A 25,876-nucleotide genomic window follows, 5' to 3' on the forward strand; every position below is an offset into this window, starting at 1 on the left:
ATGGTCGTGAGAGGGGGTCAGGCGCCGGCTTCGCCTATGGCTAGCTCGGCTGCCTTGATCGCCGCCTGACGCTTTGCGATCTGGTCGCCGATGGGCGGACCCTGGAAGCGGCGGTTCTCGAAACCGAACCAAAGCACCGCGGTCAGCACAATGAAGCCCAAGGTGATATAGAGCACTTTGTCGTTCGGCGGCTGGATGGCGATGTAGAAGATGATCGCCATGCCGATGACCGACAGGATGCAAAACAGCTTGAACAGGCCGGCGCCGAGGTTCCATGGGCCGGGGTTCGGCCATTTTTCCGTTCCGAAAGCCATCATGCCGAGCACGATCGGAATGATGAAGGACAGAAACAGGAACACCAATGTCGAATTGACGACGATGGTATAGATGTTCGTGCCGCCGACCGAGATGAACTGGGCAAGAAAGACATAGATTACCTCGAGCACAGCAGCCGTCCAAATCGCATTGACCGGCGTGCGCCAGGTCGGGCTGACCTTGGCTAGCGAGGCCGAGCCGACCGGCATGCCGCCGTCACGCGAGAAGGCGAAAAGCATGCGCGAGGCAGAGGTGACCGTTGCCAGACCGCAGAGGAACTGCGCGATCAGGATGCCCAGATAGAGCAGTGTCTTCAGCCACGCCGGCAAGATCGCGTCCATCGTGGCGAAGAACACGCTCCAGCCCTGCTTGGCGCCGGCCGCCAGATCCGGAATCGCCAGTACGATCGCGCACAGCATCACCCAGCCGATCAGCGACGACCAGACTACGGACGAAACGATTGCCCGCGGAACCGAGTGCGCCGCCCTCAACGTTTCTTCCGAAGTATGCGCCGACGCGTCATAGCCAGTGATGGTGTAAACCGGCAGCAGCAGGCAGAGCAGGAAGAGATACGTCATGGAATCGGACTGCGGGAAAACACCGCCGCCCGCGTCGCCCGAATAGTTCGTGAACGTCCACAGCCGTGTGATGTCGATCGCTGGAGCAAACATCAGGCAGGCGACGATCAGCACGGCTGTCGTTGCCAGGATCAGGAAGCCGGAGGCGTCCGTCAACATAGCCGTCAATTTGATGCCGAAATGATTGAGCAGCGCCTGCAACACGGTGATGAAGGCGACAAACCCGACGATCTCACCAGGCGTGCCAGTCATGCCGAAGGCTCCGCCGAAAGTGCCGACGAAGAAGAAAGCAGTACCGATGTTGATGGCGCCGAGCACGGTGATCAGGCCGAGCAGATTGAGCCATGCGGTGAGCCAGCCAGTGAAACGGTTCCCTAGGATGGATGCCCAGTGATAGAGGCCGCCGGCGGTCGGAAATGCAGAGGCGATCTGGGCCATGGCGAGCGCGAAAAATCCCGAAACCATGCACCCGACGATCCAGCCGATGCCAGCGCCGGCGCCACCGATGGACGACGTCGCTTGCGCGAAGGAATTGATGCCGCCTGAGAGGATGCAGATGATCGAGAACGAGATCGCGAAATTCGAGAAGCGGCTCATGCTTCGCGACAGTTCCTGAGCATAGCCCATTCCGTGGAGAACTTTCAGGTCCTCCTTCTTGTCAACTTCGCTGTAACCCGGTGCTACCATTTTAAAGTCCCCTTTTGGTTTCTTAGCTGGCCGATTGAACTGACTTTCCGACTGCGCTTGGTCTGGAGTCCTTGGCCGCTTCGGGCTCCAGATTGAGAAAAATACCGGTGAGCAGATCCGCCCATTTCCGCTGCCCGGCCGCGCCGGCGATCTCGTCGTTGCGGATTTCAATCATTGCGCAGGGCAGCCCGCGCGAGCGCGCATGGCGTTCCAGCGTGAAATAGACCCGGTCGGCCGGCGAATAGGGTTCGTTGACGCCGACGCTGACGCCGGCAAGCCGCTTCAGTGTCGCGATCAGCGGCGCCGCCAGCCGGCGATCCTCGTCGTGGATGATGCCGATGTGCCAGGGCCGGCTTTTGCCTTTGTAGAGCGGCGTGAAGGAATGGATCGAGACCAGCCTGGTCTCCCGCCCGGCCGCCAGGCGCTCGTCGATGACCGTTGCGATCCGCTCGTGAAACGGTCGCCACGCCAGCGCGATGCGCGCCTCCCGCTGGTCGGCCGAAAGTCCCTGGTTGGCCGGGACCACGGTTTTTTCGCTGGCGCTGACCGTCACTATCAGGTCCGGCGCGTCGAGCGGGCGGTTGCAGTCGATGATGAGCCGCGAGATGCAGGTCTCGACCAGCGTCGCATCGAGCGCCTCGGCCATGCGGCGCGCCACCGGCAAGGCGCCGGGATCCCAGGCGATGTGGCGGGAAAGTTCCTCGGCGGCAAGGCCGAGCGTTCCGAATTCCGGTGGAAGGAAATTGGAGGCGTGGTCGCAGGTCAGCACGAAAGGGCTTGATCCGCCGGGGTTCGTCACCCTTACGGTTTCAGGCGATGCAAGGCTGGCGGGCCGTGCTGTCTCCATTGTCTGCTGTCCCCGGGGAGCGCTGTATCGTATGTTACGTATTTTGCCTCATTGCGTCCCTGCGGATGATTTCATACAGTTTGGCCGGCTTTGTCAAACGCGATTTCGATAATGCGCTAACGGCACGGCCAGGGTGGGGAAAAAGCATGGTTTCGAGCATTGCCGAACTGATCTCCGACCGTATCGGCACCATGCCGGCCGGCGAGCGGCGCGCAGCGCAAGCGCTGATCGCCAGCTATCCGCTGATCGGGCTGAAGACAGTCGCCGAATTCTCGGCTACGGCCGGCGTATCATCGCCGACGATCCTGCGTTTCGTCGCCCGGCTCGGCTTCCAGAACTATCCGGAATTCCAGTCGGCGCTGCAAGACGAGCTGGCGGCGCAATTGCAGTCGCCGGCTTCGCGCACGCTCAATCCCCCCTCGCAGGGCAGCAGCGCCGTGTCGCCGATGCTGGAGGCGACCCTCGACAACATGCGCGAGACATTCCGGCATCTCTCGGACAAACAGCTTGCCGACATCGTCGCCAAGCTAGCCGACCGGCGCGGCAAGACATTCCTGATCGGCGGCCGCTTCACCGACCCGCTGGCGCGCTACATGGCCGCCCACCTCGCCATCATCCAGCCCAACGTTTTTCACCTCGGCGGGCAGGAAAGCGTCTGGCGCGACCGACTGATCGACATGGGCAAGCGCGACGTGCTGGTGATCTTCGACATCAGGCGCTACCAGGACAGCTTGGTCCGTTTCGCCGAGACGGCCAACCAGCGCGGCGTGCAGATCGTGCTGTTTACCGACCAGTGGCTGTCGCCGATCGCCCGCTTCGCCCGCCATGTCATCGCCGGGCGCACCGCCGTGCCTTCGGCCTGGGACTCATCCGCCGCGCTTTTCGTCGTTGCCGAAGCCCTGATCGGCGCGGTCACAAGGCAGCTCGAAGCCGACGGCGCCAAACGCATCCGCGAACTGGAAAGCCTGCGGTAGAGCTCCTCCGGAAAGGCACGCCTTTCGCTTCGGTCTAGTCCACTAGAAAACTGATCATCTGCAGGATCAGGATCAGCAAAAGGACGCCAAAGACAGTCGCAACCACCGCTGCCAGCAGGACGGTGCGTTGTTTCTTACCCATGGCTTTCCCCCCGACAGCATAGTCCCCGTCCACGACTGCGAATATCAGTCCCGCCCCACTGCTCGGCCACCTCCCAACTCCTCAAGACCCGCCTGCGGCTTGGGCGGAGGAGTAATGACGACTGGTTCACGTGCGAAATGAACCGCTTACCAAGGTGCTCGCTAACGGGCACGGCCGCATCATTCATCCGACCCATGTCACGGCCGAATGACCACCTTGCATTTCGGGCTTAACCATTCAGCCGCTAAGCGTGCCCCACTCCAGCTACTTTACCCATGGCAAGCATGATCGAAGTTCGGCTAACCTTGTCGACGTGAAGCCGCTTCCTTGAACCAAAGCGCGGTGAACTGCGCGGAGGAATTCGATGAGCTATCTGGACGAGCTGTTCTCAGTCGCCGGCAAGACGGCGCTGGTCACCGGCGCCGCGACCGGCATCGGCCGCATGGCGGCGACCGCTCTGGTCATGGCCGGCGCCTCGGTGATGATTGCCTCGCGCAAGGGCGAGGACTGCGCCAAGGTTGCCGGCGAGTTGAACGGACTTGGCGCATCCGGCCGGGCGGAAGGTTTTGCCGGCGACGTCTCCAGCGAGGCCGGCATTGCGGCGCTTGTGGCCGAGGTCAGGGCGCGGACCGAGCGGCTGCATATCCTGGTCAACAATGCCGGCATCTCCTGGGGCGCGCCGCTGGAAAGCTTTCCCTACCATGCCTGGGCCAAGGTGTTCGGCGTCAACGTCAGCGCGGTCTTCCACCTGACGCGCGAATTGCTGCCTCTGCTCGAGGCGGCCGCCGGCGATGCCGACCCGGCCCGGGTGATCAACCTCGGATCGGTGATGGGCACGCAGCCGTTGGCCGAAGATGCCTACTCCTACTCGGCCTCGAAGGCCGCGGTTCACCACCTGACGCGCATCCTGGCAATCGAGTTCGCCGCCCGCCGCATCACCGTCAACGCCTTTGCGCCTGGCCCTTTCCAGAGCCGGATGACGGCCTTCGCCACCGGCACCGAGGACCAGGCAAGACACATCGGCAACCACGTTCCGATCGGCCGCATCGGCGCACCGGATGACATTGCCGGCGCAACGCTCTATTTGTGCAGCCGGGCCGGCAGCTATGTCACCGGCGCCATCCTGCCGATCGATGGCGGGCAGTCGGTGCAACACGGGCTGACATTGTTCAAGGAATGAGACGCACGCCATCCGGCAACGAAATGCCGGGGGTGAAGATGGAGGACATCAGCGTGGAACCGATCAGTCTCGATGTGCTTCTGGCCAACGTCGGCAAGGAAGTCGGCGTGTCGCCATGGCGGGTCGTCACCCAGCGCATGATCGACCAGTTCGCCGATGCCACCGACGACCATCAGTTCATCCATTGCGATCCGGAACGCGCCAGCCGCGAAACACCGTTCGGCGGCACCATCGCGCATGGCTTCCTGTCGCTTTCGCTGTTGTCGGCGATGACCTTCGAAACCATGCCGCCGCTGGAAAACAGCAAGATGGGCGTCAATCATGGCTTCGATTCGCTGCGCTTCCTGGCGCCGGTGAAGACCGGCTCGCGCATCCGCACCCGTTTCGTGCTGGCCGACGTCAAGGTCAGGCCGTCGGGGTGGGTGCAGACGGCGCACGACGTGACGATCGAGATCGAGGGCTCGAAGAAACCGGCGCTGACCGCGCGCTGGCTGACGCTGACGCTGATCGAACGCCAGCCGGAAGCGGTCTGACTCTCGTCGGGCGGAGAAGCCCGAATCTATCTGTGCCAAACCTATTTGGCTTCGGCCGCGACGTACTTCATGTGGCGGCTGACCTGCAGCGCAATGTAGACGACCAGTGAACAACCGATTGGGAACACGATCTCGTTGAGGCCGGTTGCGATCGCCTGTGGCATTGCGAGAGCAGCGTCGTTCGCCGCGGCCGTCTCGATGGTCAGCACCGTGATGCCGCCGCCGAATACCGCGCCTATCAGGGCGCCTGCCAGCGCGAAATGGAGCGGACGCGGTTCTTCCTTCGATGCCAGCGACGCCAGTGCCCAGCCGAGCAGCCCGTATTCGATAGCCCGCAGCACACCGAGCGTCGTGAGCGACAGGATGGCCGGCTTTGCCGCCGCGTCCAGCGCGCTGACCATAACCTTTTGCGTCCCTTTGGCGATGCCCATCGCCAGTGGCGCCGAAATCGCACCGATCAGGCCACCGAGCGAGGCTCGCACCTTGGTGAGCGCCGTGCCGAGGCTGACGCCCGCGCAGACGAAGAACGACCAGGTCACGCCTTGCGCCAGTTCGATCAGAACCTGCGTCGTCGCCGGGTAGGCACCTGCCGCAAATCTGACGGTCAGAATGAGAGCTTCCATGGCGAAGCCGAGCGCGATCGCCAGCCATGCGACCATGACGACGCGCCTGAGCGCCATCCTGGCGCGATGAGAAAGCGGGTCCACGTCCGGCACGCCGGACGAAAGCTCAGTTCCGGTCATAACGGCCTCCCGAAACGAAATTTTTGCAGAGCCGCGAATTAGTCTTTGTCTGTAACAGTCCGATGTTGCCGGCTTTATTGCCTGGTTACATCGTTTTGTGAGGTCAAGCCTCTGCTTCACACCGCCCTTGCCCGACGCCGTACAGCGTATATATGCTGCATCCAGCATCAGTCATAAGGCAGTAGAAAGTTGCAGCTAAGCGTCCAGGAGCGCCGCGAAAAACAAAAGGCCGAACTGCGTTCCGAACTTGTCGACGCCGCGCACAAGCTTGTCCAGGAAGAAGGCTATGACGGCCTCACCATCCGCAAGCTCGCCAAGCGCGTCGGCTATGCGCCGATGTCGGTCTATTCCTATTTCGCCGACAAGCAGGACATCCTGTTCGCGCTGGCCGAGGATGCCTTCGAGACCCTGGCCAGGCGCATCGCAAATCATACGGCCGACGACCCGATCGAGGCGCTCAAGGCGGTGCTTGTCGAATACGCCGCCTTCGGGCTGGAAAATCCCAACGAGTACCGCACCGTGTTCATGACCGAAAAAGTCAAGCCGCCGACCGGCAAGACCTTTGCCGAGATGGAAGGCGGCAACCCGGCGATGAAAGTGCTGATCGAGAGGGTCGAAGCCTGCGTTGCCGCCGGCAGGCTCAAAGGCGATCCACGCGCCATCGCCACCATGCTGTGGGCGGTCGGCCACGGCGCCATCTCGCTGCTGATCACCTTCCCGTTCTACCCGTTCGGCGACCAGACGACGTTCATCACACGGATCGGCGACATCATGCTCGAAGCCATCGCCGCGCACGAGATTGCGCCGCTCACGCCGCCCGTCAACTGCTGAAGAGCGGCGCTCCTCCCGATCTGCAGGATCTTCTCCGAACGATCCGCGCCACAGCGCCGAGCGTTCGGCAATTCTCCGTACGCGTACGATTCTGCTTGAACATCGGGAGTCCAGGGCGTATCTGTACGCAATACCGTACAAGTACGAGAAATTCAATAGCTGAACCGGAGACCGACGATGAAGAAGGCAATCCTCACGCTCGCCGCCCTGCTGGCGCTCTCTGGCGCCGCATTTGCCGGCAGCAGTCAGACAGGCAAGCAAGAAGCGGCCTGCATCGACACCAAGGCTGATGTGAAGCTCGATTGCGCGCCGACCGGATCGCTTGAAAACGCCGATGCCGCGGCCCACAAGGCCGGCAGCAAGGGCCCGAGGCTCGGCATCGGCATCGACCCGTGGATCGTGCCAAGCAGCTTCTGAGCCGACGGGCGACAACACGCGGTGATGAACCGAAAGGGCGGCAGCAATTACCGGCCGCCCATCGTGCTGCCTCAGCCCTGCTTTTTGTCACCCCGCGCAGATCACTTCTTGCGCTTCTGTCCCACCACCCTTTTGGGCTTGCCGGGTCTTGCCGGTGCGCCGGGAATGGCCGTTCCGGTGATCGATACCGGATCGCTGGCCGGGAATGTATCCTCGAGGCCTTCCTCGAGTTCCTCTTCGATATCCGTCCCAGTGCGCTGCTCGTCTTCGAAAGAGCGCACGGCCGGCGTCTTGACCGGCGACTTCGGCGCGGAGTTCGGCGGCATTTGCGTTCTCCCTCGGCTCGCTGTCGCAGAACGGGCGGGCGCGGCGAACATGCCTATGCTGCCGCGTCGCGCGCCGCCTCCGACAGAAAAGTAAAGACATAATCGGAAAAGGAACGCCAGCATTCGACGCGGAACGCGTCGGCCGCCGTGCGCAACAGCACGATTTCGACCTTGCCGAGAATGGTACGCGACGCCGCCCCGACCGGAAAGACGTCGAGCGACAGATCCTGCGGGCAGCCGGCATTGATCGTCGCCGCGGCAGCCGGACCGGTAACCGATATGGCGACGTTGCGGTGCGAGATGCCGACCGCCGAATGCAGTACGGAAATGCTGGCGCAGTCGGCGAGCGGATCTTTTCCGCTCTCGTCGATGACCAGCCATTCGTCCGGCCCGAGCCACAAGGCCGTGCGTCCGGCCTTTGCCGCCGAGGTTTTCGGCCTTTGCGGCAGGACGACGCCGAGCGCTTTCGAAAGTGCCGCAATCGAGGCTTCCGGCGCGCGCAGCGATATGCGCTCGGCCGGCGGCAGCACGGCAAGTGTAACGCCGGCGGCGGAAAGCGACTGGCCGGCGAGAGCTGGACGGCGTTCGACTGAGGGTCCGGCGGCGTCGGTTTTCAAAGCGGCTTTAGCCATTGAGGCGCTCCCCCTTCTCGTCGAAGAACACCATGCCGGTGACCTCCACCTCGATCATCCCGTCCGGCATCGGCACATAGAGCGTCTCGCCCGTCCGATCGCGGCCGCCGGCGACCAGCCCCAGCGCGATCGAGCGGCCGCAATTTTGCGACCAATAGCTCGAGGTGACATGGCCAATCATCTTCATCGGGATTGCCTGCTTCGGGTCCGCGACGATCTGCGCGCCCTCCTCCAGCACCACCTTGGGATCCCTGGTCTTCAGGCCGACAAGCTGCTTGCGGCCCTTGGCGACCAGGTCCGGCCGCGCCATGCCGCGAATGCCGACGAAATCGGTCTTCTTCTTGCCGACGGCCCAGTCGAGCCCGGCATCGTTCGGCGTCACCGTCCCGTCGGTATCCTGGCCGACGATGATGTAGCCCTTTTCGGCGCGCAGCACATGCATCGACTCGGTGCCGTAGGCACAGGCTCCGTGCTTCTGGCCCTCGGCCCATAGCGCTTCCCAGACCGCCTCGCCATAATCGGCCGGCACGTTGACCTCGAAGCCGCGCTCACCGCTGAACGACATGCGAAACAGCCTTGTCGGCACGCCGCAGATCCTGCCTTCGCGCACCGACATATGCGGCAGCGCCTCATCCGACATGTCGATGCCCTCGACCAGCGGCGCAATGATGTCGCGAGACTTCGGTCCCTGCACGGCAATCACCGCCCACTGCTCGGTGATCGAGGTCAGCCAGACGTTGAGATGCGGGAACTCGGTCTGGAGATAGTCTTCCATATGGTTCATGACCCGCGGCGCGCCGCCCGTCGTCGTCGTCACATGGAAACGGTCGGGTGCAAGCCTGCCGACGACACCGTCGTCATAGATGAAGCCGTCCTCGCGCAGCATGATGCCGTACCGGCAGCGGCCGGGCTCGAGCTTCTCCCATGGATTGGTGTAGAGCAGTTCCATGAATTTGGCCGCATCCGGCCCGACCACCTCGATCTTGCCCAGCGTCGAGGCGTCAAACAGGCCGGCCGTCTTGCGCACCGTTATGCATTCGCGGTCGACGGCGGCATGTATGTCCTCGCCCGGCTTCGGGAAATACCAGGCGCGCTTCCACTGGCCGACATCCTCGAATACAGCGCCCTGGCGCTCGGCCCAGGGATGGATCGCCGTCTTGCGGGTCGGGTCGAACAGGGGACCCCGCGCGTGGCCGACGATCGAGCCGAATGTCACCGGCGTATAGGGCGCGCGGAACGTCGTCAGCCCGACCTGCGGGATCGGCTTGCCCAACGTCTCGGCGGCAATCGCCAGGCCGTGCATGTTGGAGGTCTTGCCCTGGTCGGTCGCCATGCCATTGGTGGTGAAGCGCTTGACGTGCTCGATCGAGCGCATGCCCTCGTGCACTGCCTGGCGGATGTCCTTGGCGGTGACGTCGTTCTGGAAGTCGACAAACGCCTTGACCGTCGTCTCCGATCCGGCACCGGGTGCTGCACCCAGCATGCCGCGCGACCAGCTCTCGCCGGCGTTGACCTTCGGCTTGGAGCCCTTGGCCGGCCTGCTGCCGGCGTCCTTGGCCGCCTTGGCGCCCGCTGCATAGGCCTCGTCGATCGTCGCCGACAGCCCGTCGGTACCGTTGCAGGCGCCGACCGAGACGCAGTCCTGCGCATAAATTCCGGGCACGAAGCGCTTGGTCTCGTCATTGAAGGCGACCTTGCCGCGCGATTGCGAGAACAGATGCACCGATGGCGTCCAGCCGGCCGACATCAGAATCGCGTCAACCGGGATGGTGCGCTCGCCGCCGCCATTCTTCGGCTGCACGGTCATCGACGACACCCGCAATTTGCCGCCGGCGCGGATCACCGCGCGGCCGAAATTGACCTCGATGCCGAGCGCCCTCGCCTCGTCGATCGCCGGCCCGGTCGGGTTGTCGCGCAGGTCGACGATCGCCGCCACGTTGATGCCGGCCTTTTTCAGGTCGATCGCCGCCGCATAGGCGGAATCGTTCGCCGTATAGACGCCGATATTCCTGCCGACGGCGACGCCGTAATGGTTGAGATAGGTGCGCGCCGCCGACGCCAGCATGATGCCCGGCCGGTCGTTGTCGGCAAACACCATGTGGCGCTCGATGGCGCCGGTCGCCAGTACCACGCGTTTAGCGCGAACCTGCCACAGCCGCTCGCGCGGCAGGTCGCGGCCGGGGTTCTGCAGATGGTCGCTGACGCGCTCGACCAGCCCGACGAAATTCTGCGCGTAATAGCCGAAGGCCGTGGTACGCGGCAGCACGCGGACATTGTCCATCGCGCTCAACTTGGCGAGAGCCGATTGCGCCCAGGAAAAACCGTCCTGGCCTTCGATCTTCGCGCCGCTCTCGAAGCGCAGGCTGCCGCCGAATTCCGCCTGCTCGTCGGCAAGGATGACGCGCGCGCCGGTCTCGGCCGCGGCCAATGCCGCGGCGATGCCCGCGGCACCGCCGCCAAGCACCAGCACCTCGCAATGGGCGAAGCGCGCCGAATAGTGGTCGGGATCCGGCTGGTCAGGAGCGACGCCAAGACCGGCGGCGGCGCGGATCTTGGGTTCGTAGAGGTTTTTCCACGCAGCCTTCGGCCACATGAAGGTCTTGTAGTAGAAGCCGGCCGAAAGCATCGGCGAGGCAATACTGCTGACGGCACCGACGTCGAAAGCGAGCGACGGCCAGCGGTTCTGCGACTGTGCGGTCAATCCGTCATAGAGCTCCTGCACCGTGGCACGCACGTTCGGCGTCTTGCGTGCCGCGTCGCGCTTGATCTCGACCAGCGCGTTCGGCTCTTCGGCGCCGGCCGACAGCAAGCCGCGCGGCCGGTGGTACTTGAACGAGCGGCCGACGAGATGGACGCCGTTTGCAAGCAGCGCCGAGGCCAACGTATCGCCCTCGATGCCGGTATAGGGGCGGCCGTCGAAGCTGAAGCCAGCTATCTTTGCCTGTTTGAGCCGCCCGGCGCCGGCAATGCGGAACGTGGCGCTCATTTGGCGGCTCCCGGCAGCTTTACGGGCTTCGGCTCGCCGGCCTTGTAGGTCATCAGGAACCTGTCGCTGACGGTGTCGCGCACGGCGTTGAAGAACCGCGCGCAGCCATGCATGTGCCGCCAGCGCTCATAGATGATCCCCTTGGGGTTTGAGCGGATGAAGAAGAACTTTTCAAAATCGTCGTCGCTCTCGCTGGCGATGTTTGGGGAACGCGCGATATGCGCCTCGCCGGCGTTGCGGAATTCGAGCTCCGGACGCTCTTCCTCGCAATAGGGGCAGCGGATGAGAAGCATGGTTGGTCCTACAGTTCGCCGTGGCCGACGCGAGCGCCGGCAGGTTGGTCGCAAAGCCTCTGGCCCATCGTCACGAAGGGCGCGACCAGCCGGATGCGCTCCTCGATGCTGGCTACCGGGCGGAAAAGGTCGCGATACGCCATATTGCCGACCGAAAGCGTCATCGGTTCGGTCGTCACGATGACGTAGCGCCGCTCGAATTTTTCGCCCTCCTCGAGATCGGCTGGCCGGTTCTCCATAAAGGTGACCACTCTCTGACCGGCGCTCCAGGTGCAGGCGAGTACACCCTCGTCGACGGAAAACGGCCAATCTGCTTCATTGCCGGCGCGGCTGATGGGCTGCAGGCGCACCTCCTCTGGCGTGGGGATATGGAACAGGCCTTGCTCGCCGGCGAGCATCAGCGGCATGGCGACGGCCATCTCGGTCATCATCAGTGCGCCACCGCTGCCGCCGCCGCCTCGTCGATGAGGCGGCCGGTGCGGAAGCGCTCGATGGTGAAGGGCGCGTTGATCGGGTGCGGATCGTCTCTGGCGATCGTATGGGCAAAGACATGGCCCGAACCCGGCGTCGCCTTGAAGCCGCCTGTGCCCCAGCCGCAATTGACATAGAGGCCGGGCACCGGCGTCTTGGCTAGGATCGGCGAACGGTCCGGCGTCACGTCGACGATGCCGCCCCATGAGCGCAGCATCTTCATGCGCGTGAAGATCGGGAACATCTCGCAGATGGCGTCCAGCGTATGCTGCAAAATGTGCAGCCCGCCGGTCTGCGAATAGGAGACATATTGGTCGGTGCCGGCGCCGATGACCAGTTCGCCCTTGTCGGACTGCGAGATATAGGCATGCACGGTGTTCGACATCACCACGCAAGGCACCACCGGCTTGACCGGCTCCGACACCAGCGCCTGCAGCGGATAGCTTTCCAGCGGCATGCGCACGCCAGCCATGTTCATGATCACCGATGAGTGCCCGGCGGCAACCACGCCGACCTTCCTGGCACCGATGAAGCCGCGCGTCGTCTCGACACCGGTGACCGCGCCGTTCGGCGCCCGTTTGACGCCGGTGACCTCGCAATTCTGGATGATGTGGACGCCGCGCGCCGAGGCGCCGCGCGCATAGCCCCAGGCGACGGCATCGTGCCGCGCCGTGCCGCCGCGGCGCTGCAGGGAGGCGCCCATCACCGGATAGCGCGCATTGCGCGAAATGTTGAGCGGCGGGCAGAATTCCTTGGCCTGCTCCGGCGTCAGCCATTCATTGTCGATGCCGTTCAGCCGGTTGGCATGGACGTGCCGCTTCAGGACCTGGATGTCATGGATGTTATGGGCGAGCATCATGACGCCGCGCGGCGAATACATGACGTTGTAGTTGAGCTCCTGGCTGAGCCCGTCCCACAGCTTCAGCGCATGGTCGTAGATGCCGGCGCTTTCGTCATAGAGATAATTGGAACGGATGATGGTGGTGTTGCGGCCGGTATTGCCGCCGCCGAGCCAGCCTTTTTCCAATACCGCGACGTTGGTGACGCCGTGCACGGTGGCGAGATAATAGGCGGTGGCCAGGCCGTGGCCACCGGCGCCGACGATGATGACGTCGTACTCCTTCTTCGGCTCCGGTGAGGACCATTGTTCCTCCCAGCCCTTGTGACCGCGCATGGCCTCGCGGGCGATGGCGAATACCGAGTATTTCTTCAACGTCGCAGGCCTCGCAAATGGCGGCCGGGCGGATCGGTCGACCCCGGCGCGCGAGCTGTATCACTAGCGAAACGGCGCTGCCAGCCTTGCACTGTTTGCGACGGCGCTTGCCGTTTTGCGCCGTGGTGAAAAAGCCGCATGCGGGCTGGTTGATGCAATTGCCATCCATCACTATCCGTCGCCTGGCGATCGGAGGATTATGGCGGTGGCTAACGTCTGGTGGAATCTGACATTGCGCTTCATGCTGGAACTCGCCGCTTTGCTCGGCCTCGGCATGGCGGGCTGGAGCCTCTCAGCGGGCATGTGGCGCTGGACCCTTGCCGCGGCATTGCCGTTCGTTGCCGCCGCGCTCTGGGGTACGTTCGCGGTGCCGAACGATCCGAGCCGGTCGGGGCGGGCGCCGGTTCCGGTGCCGGGCGGTTTGCGGCTGGTACTCGAGCTCGTCATCCTGTTCGGCGGCGCTGCGGGATTCCACCTGGCCGGTTACACGACAGCCGGCATTGCCGTCGCCCTGCTGATCGCCGTCAGCTACGCATTTTCGCTCGATCGGCTCGGCTGGCTGCTCAAGCAATAGTCGCCTTGCACCGTTTGCGACGGCGCTTGCCGTTTTGCGCCGTGCTTTCACTGATCGCTGTTCTGAGCTTCGCCTTTTGACGGGTCAGCCGGAGCACGCTTCAGGATGGACGGCCCGATTGCATAGATCGGCCGCAAATAACCCTCACGGCAATCGGCGGCGATTTTACGAATTTCCGCATCGTCTGACTGCTCCACCATGGCCACGAAGCGCTCGATGATCACCTGGCGCGGCCTGATAGCCACTGCCGCAGCAAAGCGCCTCAACACGGCATCCGGATGCGCGAGCAACCGTGGCAGGTCCTTGGTGCTCGGCATGTTATATTGACCATAAGCATTGACCAGTGTCTTGAAAGCCGAGTCCGGACGCAGGGTAGCGGCATTTTCCACCGCAAGCCTTAGCTGCCAGCGCTCCGCAAGGCAGATGAACTGGACGACCCCCCACCGCACACCGGCATGTTCGTCATCCAGCCGCAGCATGAGGCGACCGAGAACGGCTCCATCGGCCGGCGTCGTGCATCCCAGAAGCGCCTCGATCGCGTCGAACCGGATACCCGAAGATTCACTGTCGAGCAGATCGGCGATCTCCGCGACGACGCAATTCATCTTGTAACTCATTTTGGAATTGGCTTCGGCCACCAAGTACGCGGCGGCGGCCTGCGTATGAAGGTTGCCGGACGTCAGCAGCGGCCGGAGGTTTTCTAACGGAAAGCCTTTGCCAAATGCCGATTGAAGAGCGGACGTCAACTCGCTGTCGCCCTCGAAGCCGGGGGCCAACAACTTGCTCATTATGTCTTGGGGGGTCATTGGAATGGGTGGCGCGTCCACCCGCGAGTTTTGGATGACGATCCGTAGCCTGGTGGCAAGCGGACGTCAAGAAGGGCTGTCGAGGGCAGCGCAGGTATCGGGTGGCTCGCGCCGGCCCGATTTGCGACCAAGCATCCCGATTGCCGGCAAAATCCGGCGCGAAAGAAGGATGCAGAAAATGTTCGCACTTACCGACAAGGTCGCCATCATCACTGGCGCCAGTTCCGGCATCGGCCGCGCCACGGCCAAGCTCTTTGCCGAGCAAGGCGCCAGGCTCGTCGTCGCCGCCCGCCGCCAGGCGGAACTCGATACGCTGGTTGCCGAAATCGAAGACGCCGACGGCACGGCTATCGCTCTTGCCGGCGATGTCCGTGACGAAGCCTATGCGAAAGCCCTCGTCGACCTGGCGGTCGAGAAATTCGGCGGGCTCGACATCGCCTTCAACAATGCCGGCTCGGTCGGTAGGATGGGGCCGATTTCGGAGCTATCGCTGGAGGGCTGGCGCGAGACGCTCGATACCAATCTGACCAGCGCCTTTCTCGGCGCGAAATACCAGGTGCCGGCGATGGTCGAACGCGGCGGCGGGTCGTTGATCTTCACCTCGACCTTCGTCGGCTACACGGTCGGCATGCCCGACATGACCAGCTATGCCGCGAGCAAGGCCGGACTGATCGGATTGACGCAGGTGCTGGCCGCCGAATTTGGCGCCAAGGGGATTCGAGTCAACGCGCTGCTGCCGGGCGGCACCGACACGCCTTCGGCAACGTTCAAGACACCTGAATCGCGAGCCTTCGTCGAAAACCTGCACGCCTTGAAGCGCGTCGCGCAGCCTGACGAGATCGCCCGCTCGGCGCTCTATCTGGCTTCCGATGCATCGAGCTTCACCACCGGCGCGGCGCTGTTCGCCGACGGCGGCGTCTCGATCACCCGGACGTGAAGCGTTTCGCGGTTGGCGTCGGCCCGCCAGCCGCAATGTCAGCCCGCCAGCCGCAATGCCGGAAAAACCGGTCTTGCTTTTCCCGGCGATTTGACGATTCCGTCTTCTCCTCGAAAACGGGTTGGAAACATGCTGCTGATCAGGACGTATATCGCTGCAAGCGCAATCGAAGGCGTCGGCGTGTTCGCCGCCGAGCCGATCCGGAAAGGGGCGCAGATCTGGCGGCTCGATCCGGACTTCGACCGGCTGATCCCGATGGAAAGATACGAGACGGCGCCGCCGCACCTCAAGGAATTGCTCGACAGATATGCCTATCCCAGTCCGGACCGGCCGGGCTTCATGGTCTATGAGGTCGACAATGGCCGCTTCATGAACCACGCCGACAAGCCGAACACCGACTTTTCGCAATATGGCGGGGCCACCGCGACCCGCGACATTGCCGCCGGCGAGGAAATAACCTGCGACTACGGCGAGTTCTTCGAGGGTTTCGAGCAGCTCCACCTGGCCACGGCGTAGCGGCGCCTATCTGGCCCAAGGCGAATTTTGTTCTTGCTTTGTGCCGGCAGCTATGCTATTAATTTCTCCATGGTGCTGATTCACACCAGCGACCCGCCGCCGAGGCGGGTTTTTTCGTTTCGGGATTCGGCGGCCTCAGGCTTCGGTCTTTTCGGCGGTGAGTTTCACCCCTAAGGCCTTCACCACGCCAAGCAATGTCGAGAGGCGCGGGTCGCCATCGGGGCTCAGTGCCTTGTACAGGGCCTCCCGGGTGACGCCGGCATCTTTCGCCACCTTGGACATGCCACGCGCGCGGGCAACTATGCCGAGAGCATTCGCGATATAGCCGGTATCGCCCGTGGCAAAGGCGTCGGCAAGAAGTTCGGCCTGGGCCTCCGCGCGGCCGAGATGTTCGGCAGGATCAAAAGGCAAGGTCTCGTGGGGCATTTCAGATCTCCTTGGCCATTTCAATGGCCTTCCTGATATCGCGCTTCTGCGAGGACTTGTCGCCGCCGCAGAGCAGGATAACGAGCGCGCTGCCGCGCTTGACGAAGTACAGTCGGTAACCGGGACCGTAGTCTATCCGAAGCTCGCCGATGCCATCGAAGAACTTCACGTCTCCCATCAGTCCGGACTGGATACGTGCCACGCGGATCGCAATCCGCTCGGCCGCCCGCATATCGTTTAGACCCTTGAGCCAGTCCCGGAACTCGGCGGTTTGTTCAACGATGGTCACTCGTGAACTATAGTTCACAGATTGAAAAAATCAAGCCGCCATGTGGGACTGTCGTGCCCGCCCGGACGGCACCGCCTCTCAATCGGCTGTGGACAGAGTCCCTTGATTCTGCTATCAGCCGCCCCAATTCGTGGTGTAACGCGCCGCGGAGGCTTGCGGCTATGGCCGCTTGCCTGTTGATTTCAAACCCGAAAGACAGGATTGCACGTGCAGGTACTCGTCCGCGACAACAATGTTGATCAGGCGCTTCGCGCGCTCAAGAAAAAGATGCAGCGCGAAGGCATCTTCCGCGAAATGAAGATGCGCGGACATTACGAAAAGCCCTCCGAGAAGCGCGCCCGTGAAAAGGCGGAAGCCGTGCGCCGTGCCCGCAAGCTGGCCCGCAAGCGCGCCCAGCGCGAAGGCCTGCTGCCGATGACGCCGCGTCCGGTCGCGGCCGGTGCTGCCGGTGCCGGTGCTCCGCGTCCGCCGCGGTTCTGACGTCAATTTTTCGTCCTTTTCCAAGGATATCCAAGGTGGCGCGATGCGGAATCGCCGCCACCTTTTTGTTGTGAGTTCGACCCGGTCCGAGAGGACCGGTTGGGAGAGATGCCGGTTCGGAGGGGGAACGGACCAGACGGCGCAGTAAGGACAGGGCAGACATGGACGCAATCACCGTAGAGCGCAGAACCGCGTGGCGCGGCCTCGCCCTGACGGCAGCCCTGCTTTCCGGGATGGCGCTTGCCAGCTGCCAGAGCGTTCCGACCGGCGAGTTCAACAACATCGACAAGGCGCAAGGCTCGAGCGAGAACATCTCCTCGCTGTCGGCGGTGATCCAGCGCAACCCCCAGGATCCGGAAGCCTATAATGTGCGCGGCTCGGCCTATGGCCGCGGCGGCCAGTACCAGGCGGCGCTGAAGGACTTCAACACCGCCATCCAGCTCAATCCGAATTTTTACCAGGCCTATTCGAACCGTGCGCTCATCCAGCGCTTCCTCGGCGATCAGGCGAGCGCGCTCGCCGACTACAATCGCTCGATCCAGATCAATTCCAACTATGACGCCGCCTATATCGGCCGCGGCAATCTCTACCGCAGGGCGGGCCGGGTCCAGGAAGCCTTCAACGATTTCCAGAAAGCCATCCAACTCGACACGACCGATGCGCGCGCCTATCACAATCGCGGCCTGATCTACCAGAGCCAGGGCCAGCACGCCTTTGCCATCGAGGATTTCTCGACCGCCATTTCGTTGGCGCCGGACGCCTCCGAGCCCTACAACGGGCGCGGCCTCTCCTACCTTGCCATGAACGACGAGGACAATGCCTTCGCCGACTTCAACATGGCCATCAAGCTCGACGGCAAGAATGCCGAGGCCTGGTCCAACCAGGCGTTGATCTACGAGCGGCGCGGCGACAAGGTCAGGGCCGCGAAATCCTACCGCGAGGCCGTGCACCTCAATCCGACCTACCAGCCGGCCAAGGACGGCCTGGCCCGCACCAGTGCCGGCTGAGCGGCCGGTTAATCGGGCCTCCGTTTCCGCACTCCGACAACCCTGCGTTTAGCTTCGCCTTGCTGGCGCCAAGTTTTCGGCGGAACGCTCGGCGTGCTCAGCCGTTTGTACAAGGCAATTTCGAAAGGACCCTGCCATGATCAAGAAACTCGCTTGTGCCGCTGTTCTCGCCACGACCGTCGTTGCCGCTCCCGCCAGCGCCAGCAAATTCCAGCTCGGCGTGCTCGACTGCACCATCGACGGCGGCACGGCCTATCTCGTCACCTCCAACAAGGGTGTTTCCTGTGTCTTTCGTCCGCATCGTGGCGGCCCCTCTGAAGTCTATACCGGGGTGATTTCCAAGCTCGGCGTCGATGTCGGCCGGACGCATCAGGGCCAGCTGGTATGGGCGGTTCTGGCGGCGACCCGCAACCACGATGAAGGCGACCTTGCCGGCAGCTACTATGGCGTGAACGCCGAGGCCAGCGTGGTCACCGGTGGCGGCGCCAATCTCCTGGTCGGCGGCCTCGACAGCGCCTTCTCGCTGCAGCCGCTCAGTGTCCAGGCACAGACCGGCGTCAACCTGGCGGTCGCCGTCACCTCGCTCGACCTGATCCACTCGTTCAAATAACGGCGCAGCATGGCTCCCGAGCGGCGGGGAGCGTAGGTGTCGGCCTGCGAATGGCTGCCGAAGGCTCATAGATTCCGGCAGGCCCACTCCGCAGAGGATGGGCCGCCCTGATGTTCAAAGTTGCGGCGCTCGAAGATCACGGCATGGCAACTGTGTTCATGCCGTTACCGTCACCGAAGATTGCGGCGATCCAATATTGCTTGTCTTCGGTCTGACCAGAATCTCAACGCCTCGTCCCCCACCGCACAATTTTGAAATCCGCCACGTCAACGGCGATCAAGACCGCTTGATCTCAACTACGGTTGAGGTTCTAGAAGTCCTCCCATACTGCGGCATGTACTCATTTGGACGTGAAGAACGCTCCAATACTTCAGACCAGCGTCTGAGAAAGCCTGGGGGACCGGATGACCAAGACAAGCACAAACAGGGTCGACTGGCGCGCGCTGTGGGCGAGCGGCGACCTGGCGCGCTTCTGCTTCATCAGCCTCGGCATCCTGCTGCACGCCACCAACGAAACCATGGTGGCAACGGTCATGCCGGCCATGGTCGGCGAACTCGCCGGCGTGCAACTGGTCGGCTGGTCGCTGGCGATCTACGAGCTCGGCGCCATCGTTGCCGGTGCGGCCGCCGGACGGCTGGTGAGCTATGTCGCGCTGCGCACCAACATGATGGTCGCCGCAATGCTCTATGCCGCCGGCGCGCTGGTCTGCGCCACCGCGCCTTCGATGCCGCTGTTCCTCTGCGGCCGCCTGATCGAAGGGCTCGGTGGCGGCGCGATGGTGTCGCTCGCCTTCGTCTCGGTCGAGCGGCTGTTTGCCCGCGCGATCTGGCCGCAGCTTTTCGGCGTCATGTCGGCGATCTGGGGCGTCGCCGCCTTCAGCGGCCCCGTGCTCGGCGCGGTCATGACCGAATTGCTGTCCTGGCGCTGGGCCTTCGGCGTCTTCACCCTCGGCGGCACGGCGATGGCGCTGGCAAGCTTCATCGTGCTCGATACACCTGAAGCGACAAGGCCGCAGGCGACGGGCGGCTCGGCGCCGCCCTTTCCCTTTGCGGCGCTTGGCTGCCTCGCCGTCAGCGTCGTGCTGATTGCCACCGCCGGCGTCGACATCGCCCTGCTGCGCTCGTCGCTGCTGCTCACCCTCGGCCTGATCGGCCTGGCGCTGTTTATCTATATCGACGCACTGAAGCCGCGCTCGCGCCTGTTCCCGTCGCGGCTGTTCTCATGGCGCTCGCCGGTCGGCGCGGGCATGACCATGGTCGCGGCGTTTTCGGTGGCGACCTGCTCCTTTGCCGTCTACGGTCCGCTGCTTCTGACCAGCCTGCACGGCATTCCGATCCTGACCACCGGCTACATCATCGCCGCCGAATCGATCGCCTGGTCGATCCTGTCGATCCTCGTCGCCAATGCGCCGCCGGAACGCGAGCGGCTGATCATCGTCGGCGGGGCGCTGATGATCGCCACGGGCGTCGCCGGTTTCGCCTATACGGTGCCGGCCGGCTCTATCCCGTTGATCCTGCTTTGTGCCTTGCTGCAAGGCGGCGGTTTCGGCATCGCCTGGCCGTTCGTCACGCGTGTCATCGTGGCATCGGCCAAGGAAGGCGAGCAGACGATCGCCTCGGCCGCTGTGCCGACCATGCAGCGCATCGGTTATGCCGTGGGGGCGGCACTGACCGGCATCGTCGCCAACGCCAGCGGCTTTTCCGAAGGCCTGAACCGTGAGGCCGCGGCAAGTGTCGCCGCCTGGCTGTTCCTGGCGTTTATCCCGCTCGGAATCCTGGGATGCCTTGCCGCCTTGCGGATTTCGGGGGCGACCGACACGAAGCCGGCGAAGCTGTCAATCTCCGTGGGGGAGATTGACTAGACAACGACCGTCTTCATCCGGTCGGCGATCAGCGCCGCGAGCCGCGTCGCCACCTCGTCCTTGCTCATCTCCGGCCATTCCTCGACGCCGGCCTTCGAGACGATCCGCACCTTGTTGCGGTCGCCGCCCATCACGCCCGGGGAACCATCTTCATGGGAGACATCATTGGCAACGATAAGATCGGCGCCCTTTTTTGCAAGCTTGGCCTGGGCATTCCTGACCAGGTCCTGCGTCTCGGCGGCGAAACCGACCACCAGCATCGGCCGCTTTTTGTGATGCCCGACACCGGCGAGAATATCGGGATTTTCCACCATCTGCAGCGCCGGTGGCCCCTCGCCCGCCACCTTCTTGATCTTTTCCCCGGCCGAACTTTGAGTGCGCCAGTCGGCGACAGCCGCGACGAACACTGCCGCGTCGGCCGGCAGCAGCTGCTCGACGGCGTCCTTCATCTCGACGGCCGTTTCGACGTGCAGCGTGGCGACGCCGGCCGGATCGGCAATGCCGACCGGGCCGGAGACGAGACGCACGTCGGCACCGAGCCTGGCCAGCGCCACCGCGATGGCGTGGCCCTGCTTGCCCGACGACCGGTTGGCGATGTAGCGGACCGGGTCGATCGGTTCATGCGTCGGCCCGGAGGTGACGATGATCTTCCTGCCCGCCAGCGGCTTTGGCCGGCTGTCGAGCAGCGCCTCGATCGCGGCGACGATCTCCAGCGGCTCGGCCATGCGGCCCTCGCCCACCTCGTTGCTCTCGGCCATCTCGCCCTTCGCCGGGCCGACGAATGCGACGCCGTCCTTGCTCAGCGTCGCGCGGTTGCGGCGGGCCGCCGGATGCGCCCACATTTTCGGGTTCATCGCCGGCGCCATCAAAACTCGCTTGTCGGTGGCGATGAGCACGGTCGAGGCAAGGTCGTTGGCATGGCCATTGGCGAGCTTTGCCATCAGGTCGGCGGTGGCCGGCGCCACGACCAAAAGGTCGGCCTCGCGCGACAGCCTGATATGGCCGATGTCGTGCTCGTCCTGCCGGTCGAACAATTCGGTGAAAACATGGTCGGCCGACAGCGCCCCGGCCGACAGCGTAGTGACGAACTCCTGCGCCGCCGCGGTCATCACCACCCGCACTGCCGCGCCGCGCTCGCGCAGCCGGCGGATCAGGTCGAGCGCCTTGTAGGCGGCGATGCCGCCGCCGATGATCAGCAGGATGCGCTTGCCGGAGAGGATGCCTCGCGGGCTGGAGACGGCGACCACCGGCGCTGCTGGACTCTGCGAACTCGTCAGTTCGCGCAGTGTTTTCTCGATCTGGTCGATGCGACCGGCCGAACCGAACTGACCTTCGACCGCTGCGCGGATCATCACCCGCGCCTGGTCTTCCATCGACCGGCCATTCTCCGCCGCCAGTCGGCGCAGCAGGTCCTTGACCTCGTCATCAAGGTTGCGGATCGTGATGCTGGCCATCTGATTGCACCTTGCCCGGAATTGCTGAGTGCAATGATAGCAATGCAATCACTTTGCAACAAGCGCTAGAAAATACGCCAGGCGATATACACCAGCGTCAATGCAATCACCCACAGCGCCAGCCGGCCGGAGCGGGTGTAGCGCGCCTCGGCCTTGCCGATCGCGCGTGCGGTCCTTTCGTCGAAGCGCAGGCCGTGTTCGGCCATCAGGTCGATCTCACGCGACAGCCGCTCGGTGCGGGCGGCGAGGTCCGGTGCCTGGCGGGCCAGCGCCAGCAGCGCGTTGGCACCGTCGCGCGCATCGGCCAGCAGGGCGCGCGGGCCGAGGTTGCGGGCAATCCAGCCGCTCACCACCGGCTCCGACGTCTTCCACATGTTGAAGGCCGGGTCGAGCGTGCGGGCGACGCCTTCGACGACGACCATGGTCTTCTGCAGCAGCACCAGCTCGGACCGCGTCGCCATGTCGAAGAGGTCGGTCACTTCGAACAGCAGCGTCAGCAGCTTGGCCATCGAGATGGTCTCGGCAGGCTGGCCGTGGATCGGTTCGCCGATCGCCCGGATCGCCTGGGCGAAGGCCGCGACATTGTGCTGGCGCGGCACGTAGCCGGCCTCGAAATGCACCTCGGCGACGCGCTGGTAATCGCGCGTGATGAACCCGTAGAGGATTTCGGCGAGGAAGCGGCGCTCCTTTTTGCCGAGCCGGCCGGCAATGCCGAGATCGACGGCGACGATGGTGCCATCGGCTTCTATAAACAGGTTGCCCGGGTGCATGTCGGCGTGGAAGAAACCGTCACGCAGCGTATGGCGCAGAAACGACTGAACGAGGTTGGCGGCAATCGCCTTCAGGTCGTGGCCGGCGGCGGTCAGGCCGGCAATATCGTTCATCTTGATGCCGTCGACCCACTCCATGGTCAGCACGTCACGACCGGTGCGCTCCCAGTCGACCGACGGCACACGGAAGCCGGGATCGTCCTTGGTATTCTCGCCGAGCTCCGAAAAAGCCGCTGCCTCCAGCCTCAAATCCATTTCGATCTTGGTAGTCTGGGCCAGCGTCTCCGTCACCTCGACCGGCCGCAGCCGGCGCGACGACGGGATGTACTTTTCCTGCAGCCGGGCGGCGAGGAAATAGCTTTCGAGATCGCGAAAGAAGCGGCGGCGCACGCCCGGCCGGATGACCTTCACCGCCACTCGCCTAACGACGCCGTCCTGCAGCGTTTCGGCGGTATGGACCTGGGCGATCGAGGCGGCGGCGACGGCCTCGCCAAAACTGACATAGAGCTCGTCGACCCTGCGTCCGAGCGAGGCCTCTATCGCGGCGACAGCCTCGGCCTTGGGAAACGTCTGCATCTTGTCCTGCAGCATGGCAAGATCAAGCGCGATATCGTTGCCGACGACATCCGGCCGTGTCGCCAGGAACTGGCCGAGCTTGACGTAGGACGGGCCGAGCCGCACGACCGCCTTGGCCAGCCTGTCGCCGCGCTCATAGGCAAGCGCCCGACGGCGGGTGAACAGCCGGGCCATGCGCCAGCCGAATTTCGGCAAGCCGAAGAGCTCGTCACCGGGCAAAGCCGCGATGACACCCTCGCGCACAAGCACCCAGCCGGCCCGCACGAGCCTGAAACCAGCGCCGATGCTGCTCATGGCTGGCTTTGCCCTGCCGGTTTCCTGAACTGGCGCAAGGCACGTCGGAAAATGCGGGCCAGCCTCAAAGCTTCCAGCCCGAATGAAGCGCGGCGATGCCGCCGGAATAATTGCGGAATGAGGCGCGCTCGAAGCCTGCGCGCGAAATCATCGCCGCGAAATTCTGCTGATTGGGAAACTTGCGGATCGATTCGACCAGATAGGAATAGGGCTCGTCATCGCCGGTCACCACCTTGCCGATCCGCGGAATGGCGTTGAACGACCATGCTTCATAGACCTTGTCGAGCAGCGGCATCTCGACCTCGGAGAATTCAAGGCAGAGAAAGCGCCCGCCAGGCTTCAGCACGCGATAGGCTTCGGCAAGCGCCACATCGATGCGCGGCACGTTGCGGATGCCGAAAGCGATGGTGTAGGCGTCGAAAGTAGCGTCGGCAAAAGGCAGTTCCTCGGCATTGGCTTCGACGAAATCGGTATTTGCCGACAGGCCTTTTTTCTCGGCCCGGTCGCGGCCGACGGCGAGCATCGAGCCGTTGATATCGAGAACCGTTGCATGAGCGTGCCTGCCGCTCGCCTCGACGATGCGGAAGGCGACATCGCCGGTGCCGCCGGCAACGTCGAGAACGCTCCAGCCCGGCCGCTTCGGTGGATTGAGCCAGGCGACCATGGCGTCCTTCCACAATCGATGCAAGCCGGCCGACATCAGGTCGTTCATCAGGTCGTAGCGGTTCGCCACCTTGTGGAAAACATCATTGACCAGGGACTGCTTGTCGCCTGGCCCTACCCGCTTGAAACCATAGGAGGTTTCCATGCCGCCCGCAGCAGTGGTTCTTTCAACCGACATCGTTTTGATCCGCCATAAAATCGGCGGGACCATAGCCGATCGATGGTGCGGGCGCTATTGTTTAAGGCGCGGTGTTCGGCCGCGCTTCGAAGCAGGTTCCGGAAAAGTGTCACACGGTTTTCCGACAGGAACTTGCGTCATAAGAAAAAGCCTGACGGGATAATTGAATGCCTTTGAAAGCAGAACTGCACTGCCACATCGAAGGGGCAGCGGCGCCTGAACTCGTCCTCCGCCAGGCTGAGAAATACGGCAAGGATGCCTCGCCCTACATCCAGGACGGCTCCTTCGTCTGGCACGACTTCACCTCTTTCCTCGCCGCCTACGACTTCTCGTCGGACCTGTTCCGCACCGAAGAAGACTATGCGCGGCTGGCCGACCATTACCTGACCAGCCTCGCCCGCGACGGCGCCATCTATTCCGAGGTTTTCACCTCGCCCGACCATGCCAACAAGGCCGGGCTGTCGCCAAAGGCCTATACCGACGCGCTCGGCGAAGGCATGGCCCGCGCCAAGGCGAAGACCGGCATCGAAGGCCGCATGATCGTCACCGGCGTGCGCAATTTCGGTGTCGAATCGATCGAGCGGGCGGCGCGTTTCGCCGCGCGCTGCGGGCATCCGCTGGTCACCGGTTTCGGCGTCGCCGGCGACGAGCGGATAGGCGACCTGGAAGATTATGTCAGGGCCTTCGAGATCGCCCGCGAGGCCGGCCTCGGCATCACCGTCCATGCCGGCGAATTGATGGGCTGGGAGAGCGTCGAGGCGGCACTCGACCACATCCGCCCGTCTCGCATCGGCCATGGCGTGCGCGCCATCGAGAACCCCGAGCTTGTGCGGCGCATCGCCGACGAAGGCGTCGTGCTCGAATGCTGCCCTGGCTCCAACATCGCCCTGAAAATCTTCGACAGCTTCGCCGACCATCCCTTCCCCGCCTTGCGGGCAGCGGGCTGCAAGGTGACGCTCAACTCCGATGACCCGCCCTATTTCTGGACCTCGCTGAAACGCGAATACGACATCGCTGCCGAGCATTTTGCGATGGACGACAAGGCGCTCACCGCCGTCACCAGGACGGCCATCGAGGCAGCCTTCGTCGACAGGAAGACCAGGGCGGCGCTGCTGGGCAGGCTCGGCGCCAAGGGCAGGTGAATGGTGAATGGTTCACCCGGCGCTTCGGTCCGTCAGCCGCGAGTTTTTCCGCGCAACCAAGGACTCGCAAACCAGTTCACTATTCACTATTCACCATTCACCATTCACTTGCGCAGTTGGAGAA

Annotated in this window: 28 protein-coding genes; 13 read left to right on the forward strand and 15 right to left on the reverse strand. The window is 63.7% G+C overall.

Going from position 1 to position 25,876, the window contains the following annotated elements; translation table 11 throughout:
* Positions 1 to 17 precede the first annotated feature (17 nt).
* Positions 18 to 1,580, reverse strand: coding sequence for an amino acid permease (locus NKH28_RS12330; RefSeq protein WP_352448255.1), 1,563 nt, complete (start codon positions 1,578 to 1,580; stop codon positions 18 to 20).
* A gap of 22 nt (positions 1,581 to 1,602) precedes the next feature.
* Positions 1,603 to 2,427, reverse strand: coding sequence for an N-formylglutamate amidohydrolase (locus NKH28_RS12335; RefSeq protein WP_352979025.1), 825 nt, complete (start codon positions 2,425 to 2,427; stop codon positions 1,603 to 1,605).
* A 146-nt stretch (positions 2,428 to 2,573) separates the two neighbouring features.
* Here NKH28_RS12335 and NKH28_RS12340 point away from each other — a divergent pair, with 146 nt between their 5' ends.
* The 3 genes from NKH28_RS12340 (at position 2,574) to NKH28_RS12350 (ending at position 5,256) form a co-directional block, all read left to right on the forward strand.
* The gene (locus NKH28_RS12340; protein WP_352469495.1) at positions 2,574 to 3,401 is read left to right on the forward strand and encodes a MurR/RpiR family transcriptional regulator; all 828 of its coding nucleotides are present in this window, start codon (positions 2,574 to 2,576) and stop codon (positions 3,399 to 3,401) included.
* A 506-nt stretch (positions 3,402 to 3,907) separates the two neighbouring features.
* Entirely contained in the window at positions 3,908 to 4,723 is an 816-nt protein-coding gene (locus tag NKH28_RS12345; protein WP_352832493.1) for an SDR family oxidoreductase, read from the forward strand.
* 38 nt (positions 4,724 to 4,761) lie between these two features.
* On the forward strand, positions 4,762 to 5,256 hold the full coding sequence (locus tag NKH28_RS12350) for a MaoC family dehydratase (protein WP_031211357.1): 495 nt from the start codon (positions 4,762 to 4,764) through the stop codon (positions 5,254 to 5,256).
* Positions 5,257 to 5,297: 41 nt separating this feature from the next.
* Here NKH28_RS12350 and NKH28_RS12355 read toward each other — a convergent pair whose 3' ends face one another.
* Positions 5,298 to 5,999, reverse strand: coding sequence for a hypothetical protein (locus NKH28_RS12355; RefSeq protein ID WP_352469493.1), 702 nt, complete (start codon positions 5,997 to 5,999; stop codon positions 5,298 to 5,300).
* Between the two features lie 189 nt (positions 6,000 to 6,188).
* Here NKH28_RS12355 and NKH28_RS12360 point away from each other — a divergent pair, with 189 nt between their 5' ends.
* Positions 6,189 to 6,830, forward strand: coding sequence for a TetR/AcrR family transcriptional regulator (locus NKH28_RS12360; RefSeq protein ID WP_352469491.1), 642 nt, complete (start codon positions 6,189 to 6,191; stop codon positions 6,828 to 6,830).
* A gap of 177 nt (positions 6,831 to 7,007) precedes the next feature.
* Positions 7,008 to 7,247 (forward strand): DUF680 domain-containing protein, encoded by a 240-nt coding sequence (locus NKH28_RS12365; RefSeq protein ID WP_352539382.1) that lies wholly within the window; start codon positions 7,008 to 7,010, stop codon positions 7,245 to 7,247.
* 101 nt (positions 7,248 to 7,348) lie between these two features.
* Here NKH28_RS12365 and NKH28_RS12370 read toward each other — a convergent pair whose 3' ends face one another.
* From NKH28_RS12370 to NKH28_RS12395, 6 genes are read right to left on the reverse strand one after another with little or no spacing between them, the layout of a single operon-like run.
* A complete protein-coding gene (locus NKH28_RS12370) occupies positions 7,349 to 7,573 on the reverse strand; it encodes a hypothetical protein (protein ID WP_352539383.1) in 225 nt (74 codons plus the stop codon).
* 53 nt (positions 7,574 to 7,626) lie between these two features.
* A complete protein-coding gene (locus NKH28_RS12375; protein ID WP_352539384.1) occupies positions 7,627 to 8,205 on the reverse strand; it encodes a sarcosine oxidase subunit gamma in 579 nt (192 codons plus the stop codon).
* Positions 8,198 to 11,191, reverse strand: a complete 2,994-nt coding sequence (locus NKH28_RS12380; RefSeq protein WP_352539385.1) for a sarcosine oxidase subunit alpha — start codon at positions 11,189 to 11,191, stop codon at positions 8,198 to 8,200. Before NKH28_RS12380 ends, NKH28_RS12375 begins: the two co-directional genes overlap by 8 nt.
* Positions 11,188 to 11,484 (reverse strand): sarcosine oxidase subunit delta, encoded by a 297-nt coding sequence (locus NKH28_RS12385; protein WP_023675338.1) that lies wholly within the window; start codon positions 11,482 to 11,484, stop codon positions 11,188 to 11,190. Before NKH28_RS12385 ends, NKH28_RS12380 begins: the two co-directional genes overlap by 4 nt.
* Positions 11,485 to 11,492: 8 nt before the next feature.
* Positions 11,493 to 11,915 carry a hypothetical protein gene (locus NKH28_RS12390; RefSeq protein WP_352488693.1) on the reverse strand — a complete coding sequence of 141 codons (423 nt, stop codon included), beginning with the start codon at positions 11,913 to 11,915 and terminating at the stop codon, positions 11,493 to 11,495.
* The gene (locus NKH28_RS12395) at positions 11,915 to 13,168 is read right to left on the reverse strand and encodes a sarcosine oxidase subunit beta (protein WP_352448264.1); all 1,254 of its coding nucleotides are present in this window, start codon (positions 13,166 to 13,168) and stop codon (positions 11,915 to 11,917) included. Before NKH28_RS12395 ends, NKH28_RS12390 begins: the two co-directional genes overlap by 1 nt.
* Before the next feature lie 199 nt (positions 13,169 to 13,367).
* On the opposite strand from NKH28_RS12395, the gene NKH28_RS12400 reads away from it, so the two are divergent.
* Positions 13,368 to 13,742, forward strand: coding sequence for a DUF2568 domain-containing protein (locus tag NKH28_RS12400; RefSeq protein ID WP_352539386.1), 375 nt, complete (start codon positions 13,368 to 13,370; stop codon positions 13,740 to 13,742).
* Between the two features lie 47 nt (positions 13,743 to 13,789).
* Here the strand turns inward: NKH28_RS12400 and NKH28_RS12405 are convergent, their stop codons facing one another.
* Positions 13,790 to 14,530, reverse strand: coding sequence for a hypothetical protein (locus tag NKH28_RS12405; RefSeq protein WP_023675334.1), 741 nt, complete (start codon positions 14,528 to 14,530; stop codon positions 13,790 to 13,792).
* 196 nt (positions 14,531 to 14,726) lie between these two features.
* On the opposite strand from NKH28_RS12405, the gene NKH28_RS12410 reads away from it, so the two are divergent.
* The gene (locus NKH28_RS12410; protein WP_352979028.1) at positions 14,727 to 15,485 is read left to right on the forward strand and encodes an SDR family oxidoreductase; all 759 of its coding nucleotides are present in this window, start codon (positions 14,727 to 14,729) and stop codon (positions 15,483 to 15,485) included.
* A 129-nt stretch (positions 15,486 to 15,614) separates the two neighbouring features.
* A complete protein-coding gene (locus NKH28_RS12415; RefSeq protein WP_352454023.1) occupies positions 15,615 to 16,001 on the forward strand; it encodes an SET domain-containing protein in 387 nt (128 codons plus the stop codon).
* Between the two features lie 135 nt (positions 16,002 to 16,136).
* Here NKH28_RS12415 and NKH28_RS12420 read toward each other — a convergent pair whose 3' ends face one another.
* Both NKH28_RS12420 and NKH28_RS12425 read right to left on the reverse strand, forming a co-directional pair.
* Positions 16,137 to 16,427: an addiction module antidote protein gene (locus tag NKH28_RS12420; protein ID WP_352448268.1), complete on the reverse strand. Its 291-nt coding sequence runs from the start codon at positions 16,425 to 16,427 to the stop codon at positions 16,137 to 16,139.
* A 1-nt stretch (position 16,428) separates the two neighbouring features.
* The gene (locus tag NKH28_RS12425) at positions 16,429 to 16,716 is read right to left on the reverse strand and encodes a type II toxin-antitoxin system RelE/ParE family toxin (RefSeq protein ID WP_352448269.1); all 288 of its coding nucleotides are present in this window, start codon (positions 16,714 to 16,716) and stop codon (positions 16,429 to 16,431) included.
* 207 nt (positions 16,717 to 16,923) lie between these two features.
* Between NKH28_RS12425 and rpsU the strand changes: the two genes are divergently transcribed.
* The 4 genes from rpsU (at position 16,924) to NKH28_RS12445 (ending at position 20,675) form a co-directional block, all read left to right on the forward strand.
* Positions 16,924 to 17,196: a 30S ribosomal protein S21 gene (gene rpsU / locus NKH28_RS12430; RefSeq protein WP_023675331.1), complete on the forward strand. Its 273-nt coding sequence runs from the start codon at positions 16,924 to 16,926 to the stop codon at positions 17,194 to 17,196.
* A 161-nt stretch (positions 17,197 to 17,357) separates the two neighbouring features.
* On the forward strand, positions 17,358 to 18,203 hold the full coding sequence (locus tag NKH28_RS12435) for a tetratricopeptide repeat protein (RefSeq protein WP_352469482.1): 846 nt from the start codon (positions 17,358 to 17,360) through the stop codon (positions 18,201 to 18,203).
* A 136-nt stretch (positions 18,204 to 18,339) separates the two neighbouring features.
* Positions 18,340 to 18,813, forward strand: coding sequence for a DUF992 domain-containing protein (locus NKH28_RS12440; protein WP_352488689.1), 474 nt, complete (start codon positions 18,340 to 18,342; stop codon positions 18,811 to 18,813).
* Positions 18,814 to 19,217: 404 nt separating this feature from the next.
* On the forward strand, positions 19,218 to 20,675 hold the full coding sequence (locus NKH28_RS12445) for an MFS transporter (RefSeq protein WP_352979030.1): 1,458 nt from the start codon (positions 19,218 to 19,220) through the stop codon (positions 20,673 to 20,675).
* Here the strand turns inward: NKH28_RS12445 and coaBC are convergent.
* The 3 genes from coaBC to ubiE form a co-directional block, all read right to left on the reverse strand.
* Complete coding sequence (gene coaBC, locus NKH28_RS12450; protein WP_352979032.1) at positions 20,672 to 22,129, reverse strand: bifunctional phosphopantothenoylcysteine decarboxylase/phosphopantothenate--cysteine ligase CoaBC; 1,458 nt, start codon at positions 22,127 to 22,129, stop codon at positions 20,672 to 20,674. The two genes, NKH28_RS12445 and coaBC, sit on opposite strands and share 4 nt — an antisense overlap.
* 65 nt (positions 22,130 to 22,194) lie before the next feature.
* Positions 22,195 to 23,769 (reverse strand): 2-polyprenylphenol 6-hydroxylase, encoded by a 1,575-nt coding sequence (gene ubiB / locus NKH28_RS12455; RefSeq protein ID WP_352539391.1) that lies wholly within the window; start codon positions 23,767 to 23,769, stop codon positions 22,195 to 22,197.
* A gap of 64 nt (positions 23,770 to 23,833) precedes the next feature.
* Positions 23,834 to 24,610: a bifunctional demethylmenaquinone methyltransferase/2-methoxy-6-polyprenyl-1,4-benzoquinol methylase UbiE gene (ubiE, locus tag NKH28_RS12460; RefSeq protein ID WP_352469477.1), complete on the reverse strand. Its 777-nt coding sequence runs from the start codon at positions 24,608 to 24,610 to the stop codon at positions 23,834 to 23,836.
* 167 nt (positions 24,611 to 24,777) lie between these two features.
* Here ubiE and NKH28_RS12465 point away from each other — a divergent pair, with 167 nt between their 5' ends.
* Positions 24,778 to 25,752: an adenosine deaminase gene (locus tag NKH28_RS12465; protein WP_352469476.1), complete on the forward strand. Its 975-nt coding sequence runs from the start codon at positions 24,778 to 24,780 to the stop codon at positions 25,750 to 25,752.
* Positions 25,753 to 25,876: the final 124 nt, after the last annotated feature.

The organism is Mesorhizobium sp. M1227, from assembly GCF_040318315.1.
Classification (GTDB): domain Bacteria; phylum Pseudomonadota; class Alphaproteobacteria; order Rhizobiales; family Rhizobiaceae; genus Mesorhizobium.

Coding starts and splice junctions, on each gene's coding strand:
- NKH28_RS12330 (WP_352448255.1), bottom strand. CDS start 1,580: ATGGTAGCACCGGGTTACAGCGAAGTTGACAAGAAGGAGGACCTGAAA.
- NKH28_RS12335 (WP_352979025.1), bottom strand. CDS start 2,427: ATGGAGACAGCACGGCCCGCCAGCCTTGCATCGCCTGAAACCGTAAGG.
- NKH28_RS12340 (WP_352469495.1), top strand. CDS start 2,574: ATGGTTTCGAGCATTGCCGAACTGATCTCCGACCGTATCGGCACCATG.
- NKH28_RS12345 (WP_352832493.1), top strand. CDS start 3,908: ATGAGCTATCTGGACGAGCTGTTCTCAGTCGCCGGCAAGACGGCGCTG.
- NKH28_RS12350 (WP_031211357.1), top strand. CDS start 4,762: ATGGAGGACATCAGCGTGGAACCGATCAGTCTCGATGTGCTTCTGGCC.
- NKH28_RS12355 (WP_352469493.1), bottom strand. CDS start 5,999: ATGACCGGAACTGAGCTTTCGTCCGGCGTGCCGGACGTGGACCCGCTT.
- NKH28_RS12365 (WP_352539382.1), top strand. CDS start 7,008: ATGAAGAAGGCAATCCTCACGCTCGCCGCCCTGCTGGCGCTCTCTGGC.
- NKH28_RS12370 (WP_352539383.1), bottom strand. CDS start 7,573: ATGCCGCCGAACTCCGCGCCGAAGTCGCCGGTCAAGACGCCGGCCGTG.
- NKH28_RS12375 (WP_352539384.1), bottom strand. CDS start 8,205: ATGGCTAAAGCCGCTTTGAAAACCGACGCCGCCGGACCCTCAGTCGAA.
- NKH28_RS12380 (WP_352539385.1), bottom strand. CDS start 11,191: ATGAGCGCCACGTTCCGCATTGCCGGCGCCGGGCGGCTCAAACAGGCA.
- NKH28_RS12385 (WP_023675338.1), bottom strand. CDS start 11,484: ATGCTTCTCATCCGCTGCCCCTATTGCGAGGAAGAGCGTCCGGAGCTC.
- NKH28_RS12390 (WP_352488693.1), bottom strand. CDS start 11,915: ATGATGACCGAGATGGCCGTCGCCATGCCGCTGATGCTCGCCGGCGAG.
- NKH28_RS12400 (WP_352539386.1), top strand. CDS start 13,368: ATGGCGGTGGCTAACGTCTGGTGGAATCTGACATTGCGCTTCATGCTG.
- NKH28_RS12405 (WP_023675334.1), bottom strand. CDS start 14,530: ATGAGCAAGTTGTTGGCCCCCGGCTTCGAGGGCGACAGCGAGTTGACG.
- NKH28_RS12410 (WP_352979028.1), top strand. CDS start 14,727: ATGTTCGCACTTACCGACAAGGTCGCCATCATCACTGGCGCCAGTTCC.
- NKH28_RS12415 (WP_352454023.1), top strand. CDS start 15,615: ATGCTGCTGATCAGGACGTATATCGCTGCAAGCGCAATCGAAGGCGTC.
- NKH28_RS12420 (WP_352448268.1), bottom strand. CDS start 16,427: ATGCCCCACGAGACCTTGCCTTTTGATCCTGCCGAACATCTCGGCCGC.
- NKH28_RS12435 (WP_352469482.1), top strand. CDS start 17,358: ATGGACGCAATCACCGTAGAGCGCAGAACCGCGTGGCGCGGCCTCGCC.
- NKH28_RS12440 (WP_352488689.1), top strand. CDS start 18,340: ATGATCAAGAAACTCGCTTGTGCCGCTGTTCTCGCCACGACCGTCGTT.
- NKH28_RS12445 (WP_352979030.1), top strand. CDS start 19,218: ATGACCAAGACAAGCACAAACAGGGTCGACTGGCGCGCGCTGTGGGCG.
- coaBC (WP_352979032.1), bottom strand. CDS start 22,129: ATGGCCAGCATCACGATCCGCAACCTTGATGACGAGGTCAAGGACCTG.
- ubiB (WP_352539391.1), bottom strand. CDS start 23,769: ATGAGCAGCATCGGCGCTGGTTTCAGGCTCGTGCGGGCCGGCTGGGTG.
- ubiE (WP_352469477.1), bottom strand. CDS start 24,610: ATGTCGGTTGAAAGAACCACTGCTGCGGGCGGCATGGAAACCTCCTAT.
- NKH28_RS12465 (WP_352469476.1), top strand. CDS start 24,778: ATGCCTTTGAAAGCAGAACTGCACTGCCACATCGAAGGGGCAGCGGCG.